This is a genomic window from Posidoniimonas polymericola, from assembly GCF_007859935.1.
Taxonomy (GTDB): Bacteria; Planctomycetota; Planctomycetia; order Pirellulales; family Lacipirellulaceae; genus Posidoniimonas; species Posidoniimonas polymericola.
In genome coordinates this window covers 65,988-81,396 of record NZ_SJPO01000006.1, presented here as the reverse complement: position 1 = coordinate 81,396, position 15,409 = coordinate 65,988, and the positions used below count along the sequence as shown (strand labels likewise).

General features: G+C 64.8%; 11 protein-coding genes. 2 read left to right on the top strand and 9 right to left on the bottom strand.

What is annotated here, in order from left to right:
• Positions 1 to 29: 29 nt before the first annotated feature.
• The 5 genes from Pla123a_RS13050 to Pla123a_RS13030 form a co-directional block, all read right to left on the bottom strand.
• Positions 30 to 662 carry a MotA/TolQ/ExbB proton channel family protein gene (locus tag Pla123a_RS13050; RefSeq protein ID WP_146587618.1) on the bottom strand — a complete coding sequence of 211 codons (633 nt, stop codon included), beginning with the start codon at positions 660 to 662 and terminating at the stop codon, positions 30 to 32.
• Positions 663 to 740: 78 nt separating this feature from the next.
• Complete coding sequence (locus Pla123a_RS13045) at positions 741 to 1,619, bottom strand: hypothetical protein (protein ID WP_146587616.1); 879 nt, start codon at positions 1,617 to 1,619, stop codon at positions 741 to 743.
• 34 nt (positions 1,620 to 1,653) lie between these two features.
• Positions 1,654 to 3,141: a hypothetical protein gene (locus Pla123a_RS13040; protein WP_146587614.1), complete on the bottom strand. Its 1,488-nt coding sequence runs from the start codon at positions 3,139 to 3,141 to the stop codon at positions 1,654 to 1,656.
• A 433-nt stretch (positions 3,142 to 3,574) separates the two neighbouring features.
• Positions 3,575 to 5,749, bottom strand: coding sequence for an ATP-binding protein (locus Pla123a_RS13035; RefSeq protein WP_146587613.1), 2,175 nt, complete (start codon positions 5,747 to 5,749; stop codon positions 3,575 to 3,577).
• Positions 5,750 to 5,771: 22 nt separating this feature from the next.
• A complete protein-coding gene (locus tag Pla123a_RS13030; RefSeq protein ID WP_146587611.1) occupies positions 5,772 to 7,241 on the bottom strand; it encodes a sigma-54-dependent transcriptional regulator in 1,470 nt (489 codons plus the stop codon).
• Between the two features lie 443 nt (positions 7,242 to 7,684).
• Here Pla123a_RS13030 and Pla123a_RS13025 point away from each other — a divergent pair, with 443 nt between their 5' ends.
• Positions 7,685 to 9,331: an alginate export family protein gene (locus Pla123a_RS13025; protein ID WP_197527933.1), complete on the top strand. Its 1,647-nt coding sequence runs from the start codon at positions 7,685 to 7,687 to the stop codon at positions 9,329 to 9,331.
• 153 nt (positions 9,332 to 9,484) lie between these two features.
• On the opposite strand, the gene Pla123a_RS13020 is transcribed toward Pla123a_RS13025, so the two are convergent.
• Together Pla123a_RS13020 and Pla123a_RS25165 are read right to left on the bottom strand one after the other, a co-directional pair.
• Complete coding sequence (locus Pla123a_RS13020; RefSeq protein ID WP_146587608.1) at positions 9,485 to 9,901, bottom strand: globin family protein; 417 nt, start codon at positions 9,899 to 9,901, stop codon at positions 9,485 to 9,487.
• 412 nt (positions 9,902 to 10,313) lie between these two features.
• The gene (locus Pla123a_RS25165) at positions 10,314 to 10,781 is read right to left on the bottom strand and encodes a c-type heme family protein (protein WP_146587606.1); all 468 of its coding nucleotides are present in this window, start codon (positions 10,779 to 10,781) and stop codon (positions 10,314 to 10,316) included.
• On the opposite strand from Pla123a_RS25165, the gene Pla123a_RS13010 reads away from it, so the two are divergent.
• Entirely contained in the window at positions 10,701 to 11,795 is a 1,095-nt protein-coding gene (locus Pla123a_RS13010) for an ISAs1 family transposase (RefSeq protein WP_231956436.1), read from the top strand. The genes Pla123a_RS25165 and Pla123a_RS13010 overlap by 81 nt on opposite strands.
• 193 nt (positions 11,796 to 11,988) lie before the next feature.
• Here the strand turns inward: Pla123a_RS13010 and Pla123a_RS13005 are convergent, their stop codons facing one another.
• Positions 11,989 to 13,545 (bottom strand): sulfite reductase subunit alpha, encoded by a 1,557-nt coding sequence (locus Pla123a_RS13005; protein WP_146587603.1) that lies wholly within the window; start codon positions 13,543 to 13,545, stop codon positions 11,989 to 11,991.
• Positions 13,546 to 13,569: 24 nt separating this feature from the next.
• Entirely contained in the window at positions 13,570 to 15,405 is a 1,836-nt protein-coding gene (locus tag Pla123a_RS13000) for a NirA family protein (RefSeq protein ID WP_146587601.1), read from the bottom strand.
• Positions 15,406 to 15,409: the final 4 nt, after the last annotated feature.

Here is a 15,409-nt window from a genome sequence, read left to right as displayed (position 1 = left end):
GTTGCGGTAGTTTCGAGGACAAACGCTGACTAGCCGCGACCCACGACGGTCCGCATGTTGTCGAGCAGCCGCGCCAGGCCGACCGACACTAGGTCTTCCATCTTGCGGATCTGGATGTTGATGCTCGCGCTGCCGAGCACCAGCGGCACGGCGATCGCCAGGCCCATGGCGGTGGTGATCAGCGCGAACATAATGTCCTCGGCCATCTTGCCGGTGTCGACCTGGGCGCCGGAGCTGAGGTTGCTGAACGCGCCCATCATGCCGATAACGGTGCCGAACAGCCCGATCATCGGCGCGCTCTTGCTCACGGTCGAGACCCAGCTCAGCCGGTGCTCGATGTCGGCGAGCACGTCCTGCTGGAACCGCTCGACCAGCCGCCGCTGCAGGCGGTTCATGCCGACCTTACGGTTCTCGATGGCGTACAGCGCCAGCTGGGGCATGGCCCTGCGGTCGTCGTCGCACAGCTCGGCCGCGACGTCGAACTTGCCGCCGTTGAGCGGGGGCTCGAGTTCTTCAAAAAACTCGTTCTGCTCGGCCTCGTTGCGGAACCGGGTCTGCGTGACGCGGCGCCAGGTGAGGATCAGGCAGAACGCCCCCCACAACGCCAGCGACGCCATCGCGCCGTAGACGACGTAGCCAATCAAGGTGAACAGGATTGCCATCTCGGTGTTCTCTGTTTGCGGTGGTTGAGTGGTGAATGGTCGGCGGTGGGGCCGTGTGTGCCGGTGTCGTGGGTCGGTCTAGTAGTACAGCTGCTCTTCGAGCTCCCAGCTGAACTCGGCGCCGTCGCGGACGACGCGGAACACGGTCCGCTGCACCTGGTCGAGCGAAGTCTTGCCGGCCTTCTGCATCTCTTGATTCTCGAGCCCCAGCAGGAAGCCCGCCGACTCGTTGGGCCAAAACTGGATAATGATGTTTCCGCGTCCCGCGATGCCGGCCTGGGTCACAAGGTTCCGGTCGAGCGCCTCGAAAGCGGTGCCGTTGGAGATGAAACTCACGCGGTTCTCGGGGTTCTTCGACGGGTCCGCGTTGCGGACCTGGGGGCTGCCGCCGGTGAAGTTCGAGGCGTAGTACACCATATTGTTGCGCTGATCAAGGACCGCCAGTTCGACCTTCCAGAAGTCGAGGAAGCGGGCGTACTCGCTGCGGTCGGCGGGCTCGAAGCGGATCTCCCGCTGCGGCTCGTTGACCGGCGGCCCGTCGCCCCCCATGCCGGCCTGACGCGAGTCGCCAAACCCGCTCCCCTTGCCCGCTTCCGAGTCCGAGTCGATCGCGTCGTCGGCGAGCAGGGCCGACTTGGACGACAGGTCGGACAACGCGGTCAGGGTGTCCTGCAGCTGGGGCTCGGTCAGCTCGGGCGCGTCCTCAACGCCGGGCGGCTCGATGTCTTCCTTCAGGCCCATCGCCGCGTCGGCCGGGCGGCTGGCGGGGTTCACCGGCAGCAGGAACGGCGGCACGTTGCGGCGGTTCAGGTGGTTGGCGTACCAGATGATCACCAGCGCCCCGACCCCCACGCCGACCATGACCAACAACGCGATCAGCAGGCTCGCGCCCCGATCGTACGAGTTGACGCTCAGGCGGTAGCCCTGGTCGTTCGGGTTGTGGTCGATCGCTGGCATCGAGTGCGTTTGTCGTGGCTCGTTTAGTGGTGGATCAGTTTAGGTTGATCGCGCCGTCGGGACGGATCGACAGGTACCAGTTCTTCCACAGCTCGATGACGTCGCGCAGCTGGCGGTCGTCGTAGCCGTCGGGCAGCCCGTAGCCGTCGAACTTGCGGCTGATAAAGCGGAGCCCGTCGCGGGCCTCGCGGACGACCCGCTTGTCGGGGTCGGTGAGCGCGAAGATCAGCGTTGGGGCGTAGTCGAGGTCGCCGCTGCGGCCGAGGGCCCTGACGGCCAACACGCGGGCGGCCGGGGCGCCGCCGCGGGCGATCTGCTCGAACCGCCGCCCGTTCTGGTCGTTGATCTCACCTACCAGGGCGGTCGGGTCGTTGACCATCGCGTCCAGGGCGGAGCCTTCTTCGTCGCTAAGCATATTGATGAGGTCGTCGATTTCGGTGGCGGCCTGCTGGGCGACAATCTGACCGCGGCTGAGCTTGATCGAGTCGAGCCGCGCCGGCAGCCCGCGCCCGCTCAGCAGGGTCCCCTCGCCCAGCCCCTTGCGGATGCTCTTCAGGGTTGACCGCTGCAGGAACAGGATGGCAAAGCCGGTGTCCACGCTCTCACCGCAGTTGCCGCTCCAGGAGCCCTTGCCACTCTGGTTCTTCTGGAGCCACTCGTAGCCCTTGTTGTACCATTCGGGCTCGTCCGGCGCGTCGCCCTCGAGCTGTCCGTAGAAGCTCTTGTAGCGTTCGAGCGAGTACATGTAGTAGAGCTGGTAGCGGTTGATGCTGACCTCGTACTTCTTGGTCATCCAGGCGTCGCCGTCCTTGATGGCCTTGAATAGCAGGTCGCGCGGCAGGTCGCCGGCGCTCAGCGGGGGCGCCTTTTTGCGCTCCTTCTCGCCGGCCGCTTGGAGGGCCTCGGGGACGTTTGTTTCTGACGCCAATTCGGCGCCCGGCTGCAAGATCCCGAACAGGTCGGCGGCAATCAGCACGCTTCCCATCGCCGCGGCGCCGATCGAGATCGTCATCTCGCCCTGGTCCTGCGCCTGCCGCTGGCCGAGCGGGGCCGTTTCGCCCTTGTAGGTCCAGCCGCCGGCTGGGTCTTGGGAGCGGATTAGCCAGTCCGCCATGCCACGCGCGGTGTCGTCTTCGGGGCGGAACCCGTGGCGGTGGGCCTCCCACAGGGCGAGCGCACCGTACTGGGTTTGCGATGTGTCGCCGATCTGCTCATTGGTGTAGCCCCAGCCACCGTGCTCCTTCTGACGCTTCTGCAGCTCGCCCAGGTAGTAGCGAATCATTTCTGAGTGGCCACGGGAGTCGTGCTCGCACAAGAAAATAACGGCCATCCCGCAGCTGTAGATTGTCCGGGGGTTGCCGGCGTTGCCCTGGCTAATCGCCGCCTGGCAGGCGGCGACCGCCTCCTTGACGCGGGGGTGGTCGGGCTGGTCTGACTTAATAAAGGCCAGGCCGATGACGCATTTTCCGCCCAGCCGCGCGTCGGTGTTCTCTGCGAGGAACGCTAGGCCCTTTTCGACCAAAGCTTGGACTTCCGGACTCTCAGGCGTGTAGGCACTGGCGGTCGACGCCAACGCAAAAACCGCCAGCGCCAAGAGTGCGGCAGTTCGAACGCTTCGGGGGCGTAGTTCCGTCATCGCAAGCAGCCAGGATGGGATCGGCGGGAACGGTCCCACAAAGGGGGGAGTCCGTGAGAGGCTTCTTGCGGCCTTTCGCGGGAGTTGGGCGACGGGTGTTCCAGGCCCTCGCCCTTTGGGACCGAACTACCATGGTAGCTGGCCTTTACGGCGAAAGTCAACAAGCGGCCCGGAAACTTGGCGGCCCGTCCCGCCCAACCTAGCACGTAGGCACGGCTCGCCGAGGGCTGTGGGCCGTAAACCGCTCAGCAAAGGACGCCATTCGCCCGTTGAACCTGTCGCCCGTCGAAGGGGAGAGCTACGGGAGCGTGTTGCAGCCTCAGGTGACGCTCATCGCCTTCGACAGGAGTTGCTCCCGCAATCCGGCAAGCGATTGCAGGCACTCTTCGGCCAAGACCACCGCACCCCCAGCGTTGCAGGTCTCGCAGGCGTGTTCGAGCTGTCGAAGGCGCTCCACGAGCTCAGGGTTTTCAAAGTAGGCGACCTGCCCCGCCAGTCGGTGGGTGATGACGCGGGCGTCGCTCCAGTGGCTTGCGGTTACCGCGTTGGCCAGGCTCGATTCTTGCTGTTCGGCAACCGACAGGTAGACCTCCGTCAGCTCTCGCTGCATGTCGGCGTCGGGGTCTGATCCGGTTCCGCTTTCCAGCGTCTCCGCAAGCGGCGGATGGACGAGCATGAGTTCGCTCGCCAGGTCGTCACGCTGGAACGGCTTGATCAGCACCGAGTCGAAGACCGCATTGATGCGTTCATCGCCGAGGGACGACCTGGCGTCGGCCGTGACGCACACAACGCGGATTGGGCGCCCGGTTTCGATTGCAGAGCGGCGGAGCTCTTCCGCGGTAGCGACCCCGTCGATGCCAGGCAACTGCAGGTCGACAAACGCGATGTCGAACGGCGCGTGGCGCGCCGCCAGCACGCCGTCCTCTCCCGTGCCAACCACCGTGGTCCGGCAGCCCAGACGTCGAAGATGGCCTCGGAACAGGGGCTGAATGACCTCGGTGTCCTCCACAACCAGCGCGCGGAGCCCCTCTGCCACGCCGACGAGCGTGGTTGAGGCGGCAGGGGCTCTTACGCGCGGCGCCACGCAGAAGTCACATGTCAGCCGCACAGTGGTTCCCACTTCCGGGCGGCTGGTCAGAACGAGCTCGGCGCCCATGGCGTCGGCGATCCGCTTGCAGATGGCCAGGCCGAGGCCGACGCCCCCCTGTGCCGTGCTCTTGTCACCGGCGACTTGGGTGAAGGGTTCGAACACCTTCCGGTGGTGCTCCCGGCTGATGCCGGCGCCGGTGTCTTGGACGCTGTAGCTGAGCGTGACGAGTGAGCCACGCGGGGCGGCGTTCTCGCAACGTATCGAGACGGCGCCGTCGGTGGTCCACTTGATCGCGTTCGAGATTAGGTTGAGCAGGACCTGCTCGAGTCGCCTGGCGTCGCCCAGCACGCGGAGGCTCTTGTCCACGCCCACAATCGGGACCATCTTCAGGCCCTTCGCGGCGCAAGCCGGTTGCATCATGCGGATGACTCTGTCCAGCACTTCGTACGGCGAGAACGGCTGGATGACGAGCTCCAGCTTGCCAGAGTCGATCCGCGCGAAGTCAATCAGGTCGTTCAGCAGGCCGAGGAGCAGCTCGCCCGACTGCGAGACCGTCTTGAGCTGCTCGTCGCGTTGGTGGGCGTCGGATTCGCTCCGCGCCAGCTCGGTCATGCCGAGCACGGCGGTCATGGGGGTCCGCAACTCGTGGCTCACGTTAGCCAGGAACCGTGACTTGGCCGCGTCGGCGTCTTCGGCGCGCAGCTTCGCGGAGCGGAGGCGTCGGCTCGTGCGGCTGAGCCGGTTGAGCGTCCTCTCGATCTGACGCACCGCGGGGCGGAACACGATCAGGCCCTCCGCAGCCAGCACCGCCAGGGTCAGCATCAGGATGCCGGCCTCGAGCGACCGGAGCCGCGCCACCTTCTCCTCCGCCTCGAGCACGTACTGAGAGACGATCGCATCCATTCCTTCGAGGAACAGCTTTTCCTTCGCCTGCACCTGCTCCACGGCGCGCCGCCGCATGGCCTCGCTAGACGAGGCGTCGAGCAGCGTAAGCGTCGACGAACGCAACGCCCGGTAGTAGGGGGAGATTGAACCGAAAAGGCGTTGGATTTCTGCCGAGTTGTCGCCGGGCAAGCCGATTTCGGCATCGCCGTGCTGCAGCGCCTCGTGGCTCCTCGACCACAGTGCGAGCGTGCTGCTGAGCTCCCGCCGGTCGGCCGGGGCGTCGTACGAGGCGGCCGCGAGCCGCAGGGTCGATTTCGCCAGGCGTTGGCTCAGCATCCGCTGCCTGCCAGCGATGTTGACAACGCGAGAGTCGCTCTCGCCGTTCACGAGCTGCCGCTGCACCAGCCACTGGCCACAGCAGGTGAGCAACGCAACCGTGCTTAGTGCGCTGACGTACAGCACCGTCAGCCACGGGCCGCGGGTTAGTGATCGCCTGACGCGTCGGGTGTTGCTGCTCATCGGGGCCTGGGCCGGTGCTGTCTCAGGCGCCGTCTGTCGGACGGGCGGCCATGCTGTACATGCGGAGCTTCTTGCGGAGGCTGGCCCGGGTAATCCCCAGCAGCCGCGCCGCGTGGGCCTGGTTGCCGCCCGTGTGTCGCAGCACGCGGGCGAATACCTTCCGTTCGGTCTCCTCGATGGCGTCGGAGTGCAGGGTGTCGGTGCCGCCGTCGATCCTCAACTGCGTGAACGAAACCCAGTCCGTGATGAACTGCCCGCCGTCCGACTCTTCGGAAGCCTGCACTACCGGGTCTCCGGAGAAGACCTCCCGGAGGTCGGCCGCCAGCAGGATGTGCCCCTTCTGCTCAACCAGCGCGCGTTTGAGCACGCTCTCGAGCTCGTCGATGTTGCCGGGCCAGACGTGGCTGCACAGCGACTGCATGGCCTCGTCGGAGATGCTGGGCGACTGCACCCTGAAGCCTCGGTAGATCGGTGCGAGTTTCGCTAGGCTGTGCCGGACCAGCAGCGGCAGGTCACCTCGACGCTGCCGGAGCGGCGGCAGCGTGATGACGAAGGCGTCCAGGGTGTAGTAGAGGTCGGAGCGGAAATCGCCGCTGCGGACTCGCGACTCGAGCGACTCGCCGGTGATCGAGATCATCCGCGCGTCGACCGGCTCGGGGCTGCTCGAACCGACAGGCAGGTAGACCCGGTCACGAAAGACAGGCAATAGCTTGGATTGCAGCGATAGGCTGACCCCGCCGATCTCCTGCAGCACAAGCGTCCCCCCGGCAGCCTTCTCAATGAGTCCGGGTTGCGCATCGGTCCCAAAAATCTCGAGCTCGAGTTGCCGCTCGTCGAATGCGGGGCAATGGATTTTAAGCAGCGGACCGTCGCTCCGCTGGCTGTGGCGGTGGATCTCGCGGGCGATCGATTCTTTGCCGGTGCCGTGCTCGCCGCGGAGCAGGACCGCCACATCCTGCGACGCGACCTTGCCAATGGCCTTGAACACCGCCTGCATGGCGGGGCACTCACCCACTAGCGAATCGGAAGCCTCGGCGGAACAGTCGGCGGACGCATCCGGTACGGTCGCGTTGCGATCAGAGTCGGCGGACACCATCTGCCTGAGTGTCAGCGCGCGACGCAACTGGCTCTTTAGTCTCGATGGGTCCAGCGGTTTGGGGAGGTAGTCAAACGCGCACAGCTTCATCGCCTCGATGGCGGTGCTGCCCGAGCCGCGGGCCGTCACGAACAGCACGGGGACCTGCGGCGCCATCTGGTGGATCTGCTCGAGGACGCCTACCCCCAGACCATCCGGCAGCACGTTATCGAGCACGATGACGTCCGGCTGCTCGGCGGAGATCGCGTCGAGGCCAAGCCGCCCGTCCAAAGCAGTCCGCATGCGGTGCTGGATGCCATCCATGGCGCGACGGACCACGACAGAAATCAGGGGGTCGTCATCAATCACGAGAATGGACGGCCAACCGGCTGTCGGGGTCGCGGTCGCGGGGGGCATATTCTTGGTCTGGTGGAGGGAGCCGGCTTCAAGCTCTCTTGGCTGGCAGTAACCAGGAAACCGATGCAATTGCTGCGCCTGTCGGCGTAGCGGGGCGTCTTCGTGGTCGCAAGCTGTTGCAGTGAAATGCTTTAGGGCTCCCTTGGCATAGCTGCAAGGGACTGCGCACGGCCAGTTTGTCGGGCATGCCTGCCCATAATGTCCGCAATCGGCGAGCTCGGCCTACCTGGTAGAGAGAACGCCAAATGCCCGGGTGGTAACTACGTGTCCACAACGTAAGTGCTTTTGCAGTAGTGGTTTGTAACCTTGGTAAGCCATGCTGGCAAAATGCCGGAGGTTGGAGGTTTGGGTAGAGTCAAGCCGAGTAGTCAATCTGAGCAGCCCTGGTATGTCCCAACGGGCTGATGGAACGACGCTCGACCGCCCAAATAGCGAGACGCATGATGCGTAAGCCCCTTAAATCTTATCCGACTCGGCTGGCGCTCGCGTTGGCTGTGCTGGCGGCGACCCCCGTGGTCGCGACCGCCCAACAACCGCTCCAGATGCCGAGCGACTACCTGTTCGACTCCGTGGCCTCGCCGGCGGTGGCTGTCGACAACGCAGAGCAGATTTCCTATCTAAGCGGCTGCTGTGACGAACCGTCATGCGGTTGCGACTCGGGCGATTGTTTCGACTGCGGCGACGATTGCGGCGCCGGCTGTGGCGACACCTGCGGCTGTGGCTGCCCGACCTGCAAGAAGAAGGCCGCCAAGCCGAGCCCGTGCGCGACCAGCCACAAGGGCGTGTTCTACGCCAACGACTTCAGCTACCTGAAGAAGCCGTGCGGGCCGACCTGTCTCGGCGACTGCATGAAGCTGATGGACGCGCCGATCGGCACGCTCGACATCGGCGGCCAGTTGCGTCTCCGCTACCACCACGAGGAGGGCATGGGGCGTTCGGCACTCAGCACGCCGAGCAACTTGGGCTTCCTTGACACCACGAACGACTTCATGCTGACTCGGTTGCGTCTGTACACCAATTGGAAGGTTAATGATTGGTTCCGCGTGTACGCGGAAGGCATCTCGGCCGACGTCGTGTCGAACGATTCCTACAATCCGCGCCCAATCGATCGAAACTCAGGCGACTTCTTGAACTTGTTCTTCGATGTCGGACTGACGGATTCGACGACCGTTCGGGTCGGTCGTCAGGAGCTGATCTACGGCGCGCAGCGCCATGTTTCGCCGCTGGACTGGGCCAATACCCGCCGCACGTTCGAAGGCGTCAAGGTGATGCACAAGTCGGACGACTGGGCCATCGACGGCTTCTACACGAATTACGTGCCGGTCTCTGCGGACGACTTTGACGAAGCAGACTACAACCAGTCGTTCTACGGCGTCTACGCCACCTACACCGGCGCCAAATCGGCTAGCTACGATTTGTTCTACTTAGGCTACGACAACGAGAACCCCTACGCCGCCGTGCCGCCAGTGTTCGGGGCCAGCGCGGGTAGCGCAGACTTCTCGATCCACACTTTCGGCGGACGGATGTTTGGCGGCTCGGGCGACTGGCTCTACGAGATGGAAGCCGCGTTGCAGACCGGTCGCCAGAGTGGGCTGGGCCTTGATCACCGTGCCGGAATGTGCACCTGCGGCGTTGGCCGCAACCTGGGCGGCAGCTGGTCGCCGACCCTGTGGGTCTACTACGACTACGCGTCGGGCAATGACTCCCCCGCCGATGGTGTGTTCAACCGCTACAACCAGCTGTTCCCGCTGGCCCACAAGTACCTCGGTTTTATCGACGCGGCCGCCCGCTCAAACATCAGCTCGCCGAACTGCCTGCTGACGATGAAGCCGAGCAGCAAGCTCTCGCTGCTGGCCTGGTACTACTACCTCGGCGCGGCCGAGGCGGGAGACTCGATCCCGGGCGTAGCGGTTCCGTCGGCGCAGGTTGCGGGAACAGACTTCGGCAACGAGCTCGACCTGATCGCCAAGTACCAGCTCGATCCGCGGTCGAACATCCTGTTTGGCTACTCCAATCTGTGGCGAGGCAGCAAGATTATTGGCACGGACAACGCTAACTTCTTCTACACCCAGTTGGAGTTGGATTTCTAAGATCGTCATGACCGAGCCGCTCAGGTCGGACCGGGGATTCTGACGACGCGGCTAGATGACAACCTCTTTCGGAAGCTATTGAGACCTCCTTCCCCTAGGGCCGCCCGTGTGGCGGCCCTAGGTTTTTTCTGCGCCGGATCGCGGTTTCAGACGCTAGGCGGCCGCAGCGGCCGCGGCGTCTTTCATGACGGTCGCCAGAGTGACGTAGGTTTCTGTCCATGCCTGTCTTACCTCGGGGGTATAGTCCTCGCCCAGGCCCTGCTCGAGGGTCCACAGCAGCGCCGCTCCAACAGAATCGTAGTGCTCTGGCTTTACCCGGTAGTCGAGGTGCCGCACGCCCATGTCCTGCACCGCGGGGACGAGTGCCTCGAGCTTTGGCAGTCCGTTCACTGCCAGCGACAACATCTGCATCAGCTTCTTGCCCTGCTCCTGCATGTCGCCTTTGAATAGCGGCTTCACCTCGGGCGCAATCTCGAACAGCCGGTCGTAGAACAGCACCGCGACCTGATCGGCGTTTGGCGCCACCCTCGCCCAGGTGCCCTGTACGAGCTCGATTTTTTCCGGGGTCATTTCTTGGGTCCTCTTGTCTTGGTATCGAGGGCGGGCTAGTGTCCCGCCAGGATGTTGAGCTCCGCACGGTAGGTAACGTAGGCAACCGCTCGGCGGAGTTGTTCGTCGGTTACGTCCTCCAGATCGCCGCGGGGCGGCATCAGCCCTCGCCATTAATCACAGTGACGACGAGGGCCTTACTGCCTTTGGTTAGGCGATTCTCCCACGCAGGCAGGTAGCCGAGCCTGGGTGCCCTGCCACGACTGCTGTCGTGACAGGATGCGCAGCCCGACTCGCACACCACTGGCCAGCGGCGTGCTCGCTAGGGGTGGGGGGGAGCCTGGGGCCGCTGTGTTCGCCCTCCGGAGAGCAGCCACAGAACGCCGCAAATGGGATCAGCGCCGACCGGACGCACTGTTGTCGGGCCCACGTGTTATTCGACCGGCACATAAACCACCACAGCGCCCATGACGTCTTCCTTGGCGAACTCGGGGTAGTCGTCGCCTCGGCGCTCGTGCTCGTTGTGGCACTCCCAGCACGCAGCAGCGACCGCGCGGTCGGGGTAGTACTTGGTGAACAGCTTGTTGCCGTCGGCGTCCGCGACCTCGGCGGTGTAGGTCTCGCCCGGGTGCTCACTCAGGAACTCGAACGCCTTGGTTTCCTCGTCGTTCACCGGCTTGTGCTCTGGGTTTAGTGGCCAGAGCGACTTCAGGCTGTACTTAAAGCCCAGGGCCAGCGCGCACTCTAGGGAGCCAGGGCAAGGTAGCGCGAGTAGCCTTCTGTTTGTAGGATAGCGGCTTTTCGTTCGAGGAGCCCCCCGATGTCCGCCGCTTCTTTGTGTTCGCTTGCCGAGCGTCTGGGTAGCTTGCCGGACCCGCGTAGCGAGGTGAACCGACTGCATCTTTTGGGCGAGGTGGTCGTGATCGCGGTTTGCGGGGTGATTGTGGGCGCTGAGGGTCCAACCGCGATCCACCGGTGGGCCGACGCGAAACGGGATTGGCTTGGCGGCTTCCTCACGCTTCCCAGGGGCCTGCCGTCGAAGGACTGCATCCAGCGGGTGTTGTCGCTGCTCAGGCCCGAGGCGTTCACGCGTTGCTTCAGCGAGTGGGTGGCGGAGAACCTGTCGAGTGACGCGGCGGGCCGGCTGATCGCGATCGACGGCAAGACGCTGCGTCGCAGCCACGACAAGAAGAAGGGGCTTGGGGCGATGCACATCGTGAGCGCGTGGGCGAGTGAGGAGGGGCTGTCGCTGGGCCAACTGGTGACCGACGAGAAGTCGAACGAGATCACGGCGATCCCCGAATTGCTCGAGAATATCAGCGTCCAAGACGGGGTGGTGACGATCGACGCGATGGGCTGCCAGAAGGAGATCGCGAAAAAGATCATCGACGCCGGCGGCGACTACGTGCTGGCGCTCAAGGGGAACCACGAGAAGCTGCACGCGGCGGTCGCCGGGCACTTCGAGCAGCTCCACGAGGAAGACTTCCAAGACAGCAACTGCCGTCGCCGCCAGACCAAAGAGAAGGTCCACGGCCGGCTGGAAAGCCGCTACTACTACCACACGCCGCTGCAACCAACCGCCCCTACCTCTACCATTAATGAGTGTCAGATCAAGTCCTGGCTAATGCAGCTCACGCGACCGCCGCCTGGCCGACAACCTGGCTGCCCTCCGACGCTTCGCCATCGGCCTCCTCAAGCGACACCCCGCCAAACACAGCCTCAAAGGGAAGCAGCAAATCGCCGGATGGAACGACAACTTCCTCGCCGAACTACTTGCACTGGAAACAAGTTAGTGTGCGCTGGCCCTGCCGTCAGAATCCGCACGCCATTCTTATCGTACCACTCGCGTGGCGACAGCAGCAGGTCGTCCGGGGTGGCTCCGGAGAAGCAGCTGGTCAGGTTCACACGGTCGTAGCAGTGGCGGGGCTCTTCGCCAACCACGGTTACGCTGTAGTGTGACAAGCCACCGTTGCGGCTCGGCCGCTGCAGCAACGCATGGGTGGTCATGCCGGCGCCGACAATCACGAGTGATTGACGGCCCCGTTCGTGTTGGGGACGCAGCGTTTCTGGCACTGCTCCGCGGGTGACTTGGGGAGTTGATCGCCTGATCAGTAGACGTCGCGAACGTAGCGACCCGCCTCTTTGAGCTTGGCCACGTACTTCGTGGATTGTTCTTCGCTCATGCCGCCGTGCTGGGCAATGACGTCGTGCAGCGCGCGGTCGACATCGACCGCCATCCGCCGGGCGTCGCCGCAGACGAAGAAGCTTCCGCCCTCCTCCAGCCAGGCGAACAGCTCTGCCCCTTCCTCACGCATCCGGTCCTGCACGTAGACCTTGGTTTCTTGGTCACGACTAAACGCGGTGCTCAGCTTGTCGAGCACGCCCTTTGCCGCCATCGACGCGAGCTGCTCCTCGTACAGAAAGTCGGTCGCGGCGTGCTGATCGCCAAAAAACAGCCAGTTCTTGCCCGCGGCGCCGGTCGCTTCGCGTTCCTCTAGGAAGGCGCGGAACGGCGCGATGCCCGTCCCCGGCCCGACCATGATCATGGGGGCATTCGGATCGGACGGGACACCGAAGCCGTGCGACTTGTGCACGTAGACCTTCAGACGGTGATCGGGCAGCGAGCGGTCCGCGAACATCGTCGAAGCCACACCCTTGTAGACGCGTCCCACGCTCTCGAAGGTCGCGCGGCCAACGGTCAGGTGGACTTCGCCTGGGTGGGCCGATGGCGAACTAGCAATCGAGTAGAGCCGCGGCGTTATCTGCGACAGACACTCGATCAACTGCTCGGCGGTGATCTGCGCCGACGGCGCCTTCCGCAGCACATCGAGTACGTCGAGCACGTCCAGCTCGTCGGAGTCAATGAGCCCGCTGATCACCGCACTCTCGGCGACATCGGAGGCGGCCTCGGCCAGCAGTTCGAGCAGCTCGTCGGTGACGCCACGGAGGCAGTAGTTCGCGACGAGCTGTTCCTTGACCGCCTCGTTGCCACCGGCCCCGACCAGCGGCAGGATCTCGTCGACGAGCTCCGGGCAGTTGGTTGGGAAGACTCCCAAGGCGTCGCCGGCGACGTAGTCGAGACCGCTGTCGCCCAGTTCGATCTCGACGTGCGATGTTGCCTTCGACGAGCCCGCGGCGTTGAGGTTGTAGCAGGTCTTGATTCGGGCCGCGTACGGGTTGGTGCGACTAAAACCGGTGGCAACCGGGACGGCCGCGCCATTGGTCGCCGGCTTGGCGGCGCCGTTGGCCGTGGCTCCCCCGCTCTTGACCAGCTTCTTCAGCATCTTGGCGGTCTCTTTGCCGCCGGGCGAGCAGAGGGTGAGATTCTTCTCGTCGCCGCCGGCAATCGCCTCGGAGTAGGTCTGGCAGACGTAGCCGCAGGCGCCGCAGTCTAACTGGGCCATGGCCGCCATCATCTTGCGTTCGAGCGGCTTCTTCTCGGCGAGCTTCATGCGCTCTTCGATCTCGAGCGCGGGATCGTGCCAGGGGAATTCCTCTCCTTGCTCAACTTCGGCCTCGGCGGGCGGCATCAGGGCCGAAGCCAGCGCCTGGCCACGGGCCTGCGGGTCAGCGACGACGCCGGCCCAGCCGGCCAAGAATCCGTTGAGCCACGACCGCTGTTCGGGTGAGAACGGGGCGCTTTCGGGGATGATTGAGATGCTCATGTCGGGTGGGGTCGTGAGGGGACGCTAGGTCAAGGCGGGGGACGCCAGGCACATTTCGCGGAGCGCGTCGATGTCGACGCGGTGGGTGAATTCGACGAACGACTCGTCGGGCGAGATGCGGTTGTCGAGGTACGCCTGGAGCAACGCCGCGATGCGCGAAGGCGTCTGCTCGAACGGCAACGCTGGGAACAGCTCGCGACCGATTGCTCGGCGGACGCCGTACCCGCCCCCGACAAACATGTGGTAGCCCTCGACGGTGTCGCCGTCCGGGTCGGAAGGGTTCTCTACATTGGCGGCAATCAGGCCGATGTCGCCGATGTAGTGCTGGGCGCACGAGTGGTGGCAGCCGGTCAGATGGATATTGACCGGCACGTCGAGCTCCAGCCGTTGCTCGACGTAGTCGGCGATGGTCAACGCGTTCGCCTTGGTGGGGGCGGCGGCGTACTTGCAGCCGGCGGCGCCCGTGCAGGCGATCAGGCCGGCCCGGATGCTGTTGGCGATGTGGTCGAGCCCGAGGGCCTCGATGTCCGACTTGACCGCCTCGACGTCGAGGTCGGGGATGTTCGCGAGTAGCAGATTCTGCCAAACGGTCAGGCGGATATCGCCATCGCCGTAGCGGTCGGAGATCTTTGCCAAGCCCCGCATCTGGTCGCTCGTGACCCGCCCCACCGGGAAGGCCACCCCGACGTAGTTGAGGCCCGGCTGGAGCTGAGGGTAGACGCCAACGTGGCCCTGCCGGTCGTCCGAATCGCGTGGCTGGCACGTGTCGAGCGGCGCCTTGCGGAGCTTGCGTCCGAGGTCTTCTTCGACGGCCTTTACAAATCTGTCAAAGCCCCAGTCGTCGAGCACGTACTTAAGCCGGGCCTTGTTGCGGTTTGTTCGGTCGCCGTTCTTGAGGAACACCCTCACTACGGCCGCCGCTACCTCGACGCACTCGTCTGGATCAAGCAGCACACCGGTCGGCCGAGCGAAGTCTTTGTGCCCGGTGATGCCGCCCAGGGTGAGCTGGAAGTAGACGCCCTCGGGCAGGTCGGTCCCGGCGGCGCGGACCGCTGTGAAGCCGATGTCGTTGGTGTCCTCGAGGGCGCTGATGGCGCCGCCGCCGTCGAAGGCGATATTGAACTTCCGCGGCAACCCGTTGAACTCCCGGTGGTTGAGCAGGTAGTAGTGCATCTTCCGGGCGAGCGGCAGCGTCTCGACAAGCTCGGTCGGATCGATGCCGCTGAGCGGGCTCGCGGTGACGTTGCGGATATTGTCGCCGCCCGCGCCGTAGTTAATGATGCCCAGGTCTCGCAGGCCGGTGAGCACGTGGATTGGGTCGGCGGGCCCGATCTCACGCAGCTGCAGGTTAGCGCGGGTGGTGCAGTCGGCGTACCCGCCGGCGTGCTTGTCGGCGAGTTCAGCCAGCCCGCGGAGCTGGTAGCTCTTGATGGCGCCGCCGGGGAACCGGAGACGGCACATGTACGAGTCCTGAGCCGGGGCGACGTAGAACATGCCGTGGAATTTGGTCAGGAAGACGTCGGTCCCCTCGGGGAATTCGCCGGCGTTGGCGCGGGCCTGCATCTCGTCCCACATGTCGCGTGGCGGCTTGGCGCGCTTGGCCTTTTCCTCGGCGACCAGCTTGCCGCCGGCCGCGACCTGGCGGTCCTGCGCGTCGGCGTGCAGGTCCATGACGTCGGTCGGGAGTTCGCCGGCGGCCCTGGTCGGGCCGGCGCCGACCGTCACGGTCTGGCCGTTTGACGCGGCGCCGCTGTCTGAGATCACCGGCAGCCCGCGCACTTTGCGTGCGACGTCGGACCCGAGCGCGAAGCCCTGGAGGAAAGTCTGCTGTTCTTTTGTGAAGCCGTTTTGCTCGCTCATGACT

Excerpts from the sequence above, each read along its gene's own strand:
- Pla123a_RS13045 (WP_146587616.1), bottom strand. The coding sequence starts at position 1,619 with ATGCCAGCGATCGACCACAACCCGAACGACCAGGGCTACCGCCTGAGC.
- Pla123a_RS13000 (WP_146587601.1), bottom strand. The coding sequence starts at position 15,405 with ATGAGCGAGCAAAACGGCTTCACAAAAGAACAGCAGACTTTCCTCCAG.
- Pla123a_RS13005 (WP_146587603.1), bottom strand. The coding sequence starts at position 13,545 with ATGAGCATCTCAATCATCCCCGAAAGCGCCCCGTTCTCACCCGAACAG.
- Pla123a_RS13050 (WP_146587618.1), bottom strand. The coding sequence starts at position 662 with ATGGCAATCCTGTTCACCTTGATTGGCTACGTCGTCTACGGCGCGATG.
- Pla123a_RS13030 (WP_146587611.1), bottom strand. The coding sequence starts at position 7,241 with ATGCCCCCCGCGACCGCGACCCCGACAGCCGGTTGGCCGTCCATTCTC.
- Pla123a_RS25165 (WP_146587606.1), bottom strand. The coding sequence starts at position 10,781 with ATGCAGTCGGTTCACCTCGCTACGCGGGTCCGGCAAGCTACCCAGACG.
- Pla123a_RS13020 (WP_146587608.1), bottom strand. The coding sequence starts at position 9,901 with ATGACCCCGGAAAAAATCGAGCTCGTACAGGGCACCTGGGCGAGGGTG.
- Pla123a_RS13010 (WP_231956436.1), top strand. The coding sequence starts at position 10,701 with ATGTCCGCCGCTTCTTTGTGTTCGCTTGCCGAGCGTCTGGGTAGCTTG.
- Pla123a_RS13025 (WP_197527933.1), top strand. The coding sequence starts at position 7,685 with ATGCGTAAGCCCCTTAAATCTTATCCGACTCGGCTGGCGCTCGCGTTG.
- Pla123a_RS13035 (WP_146587613.1), bottom strand. The coding sequence starts at position 5,749 with ATGAGCAGCAACACCCGACGCGTCAGGCGATCACTAACCCGCGGCCCG.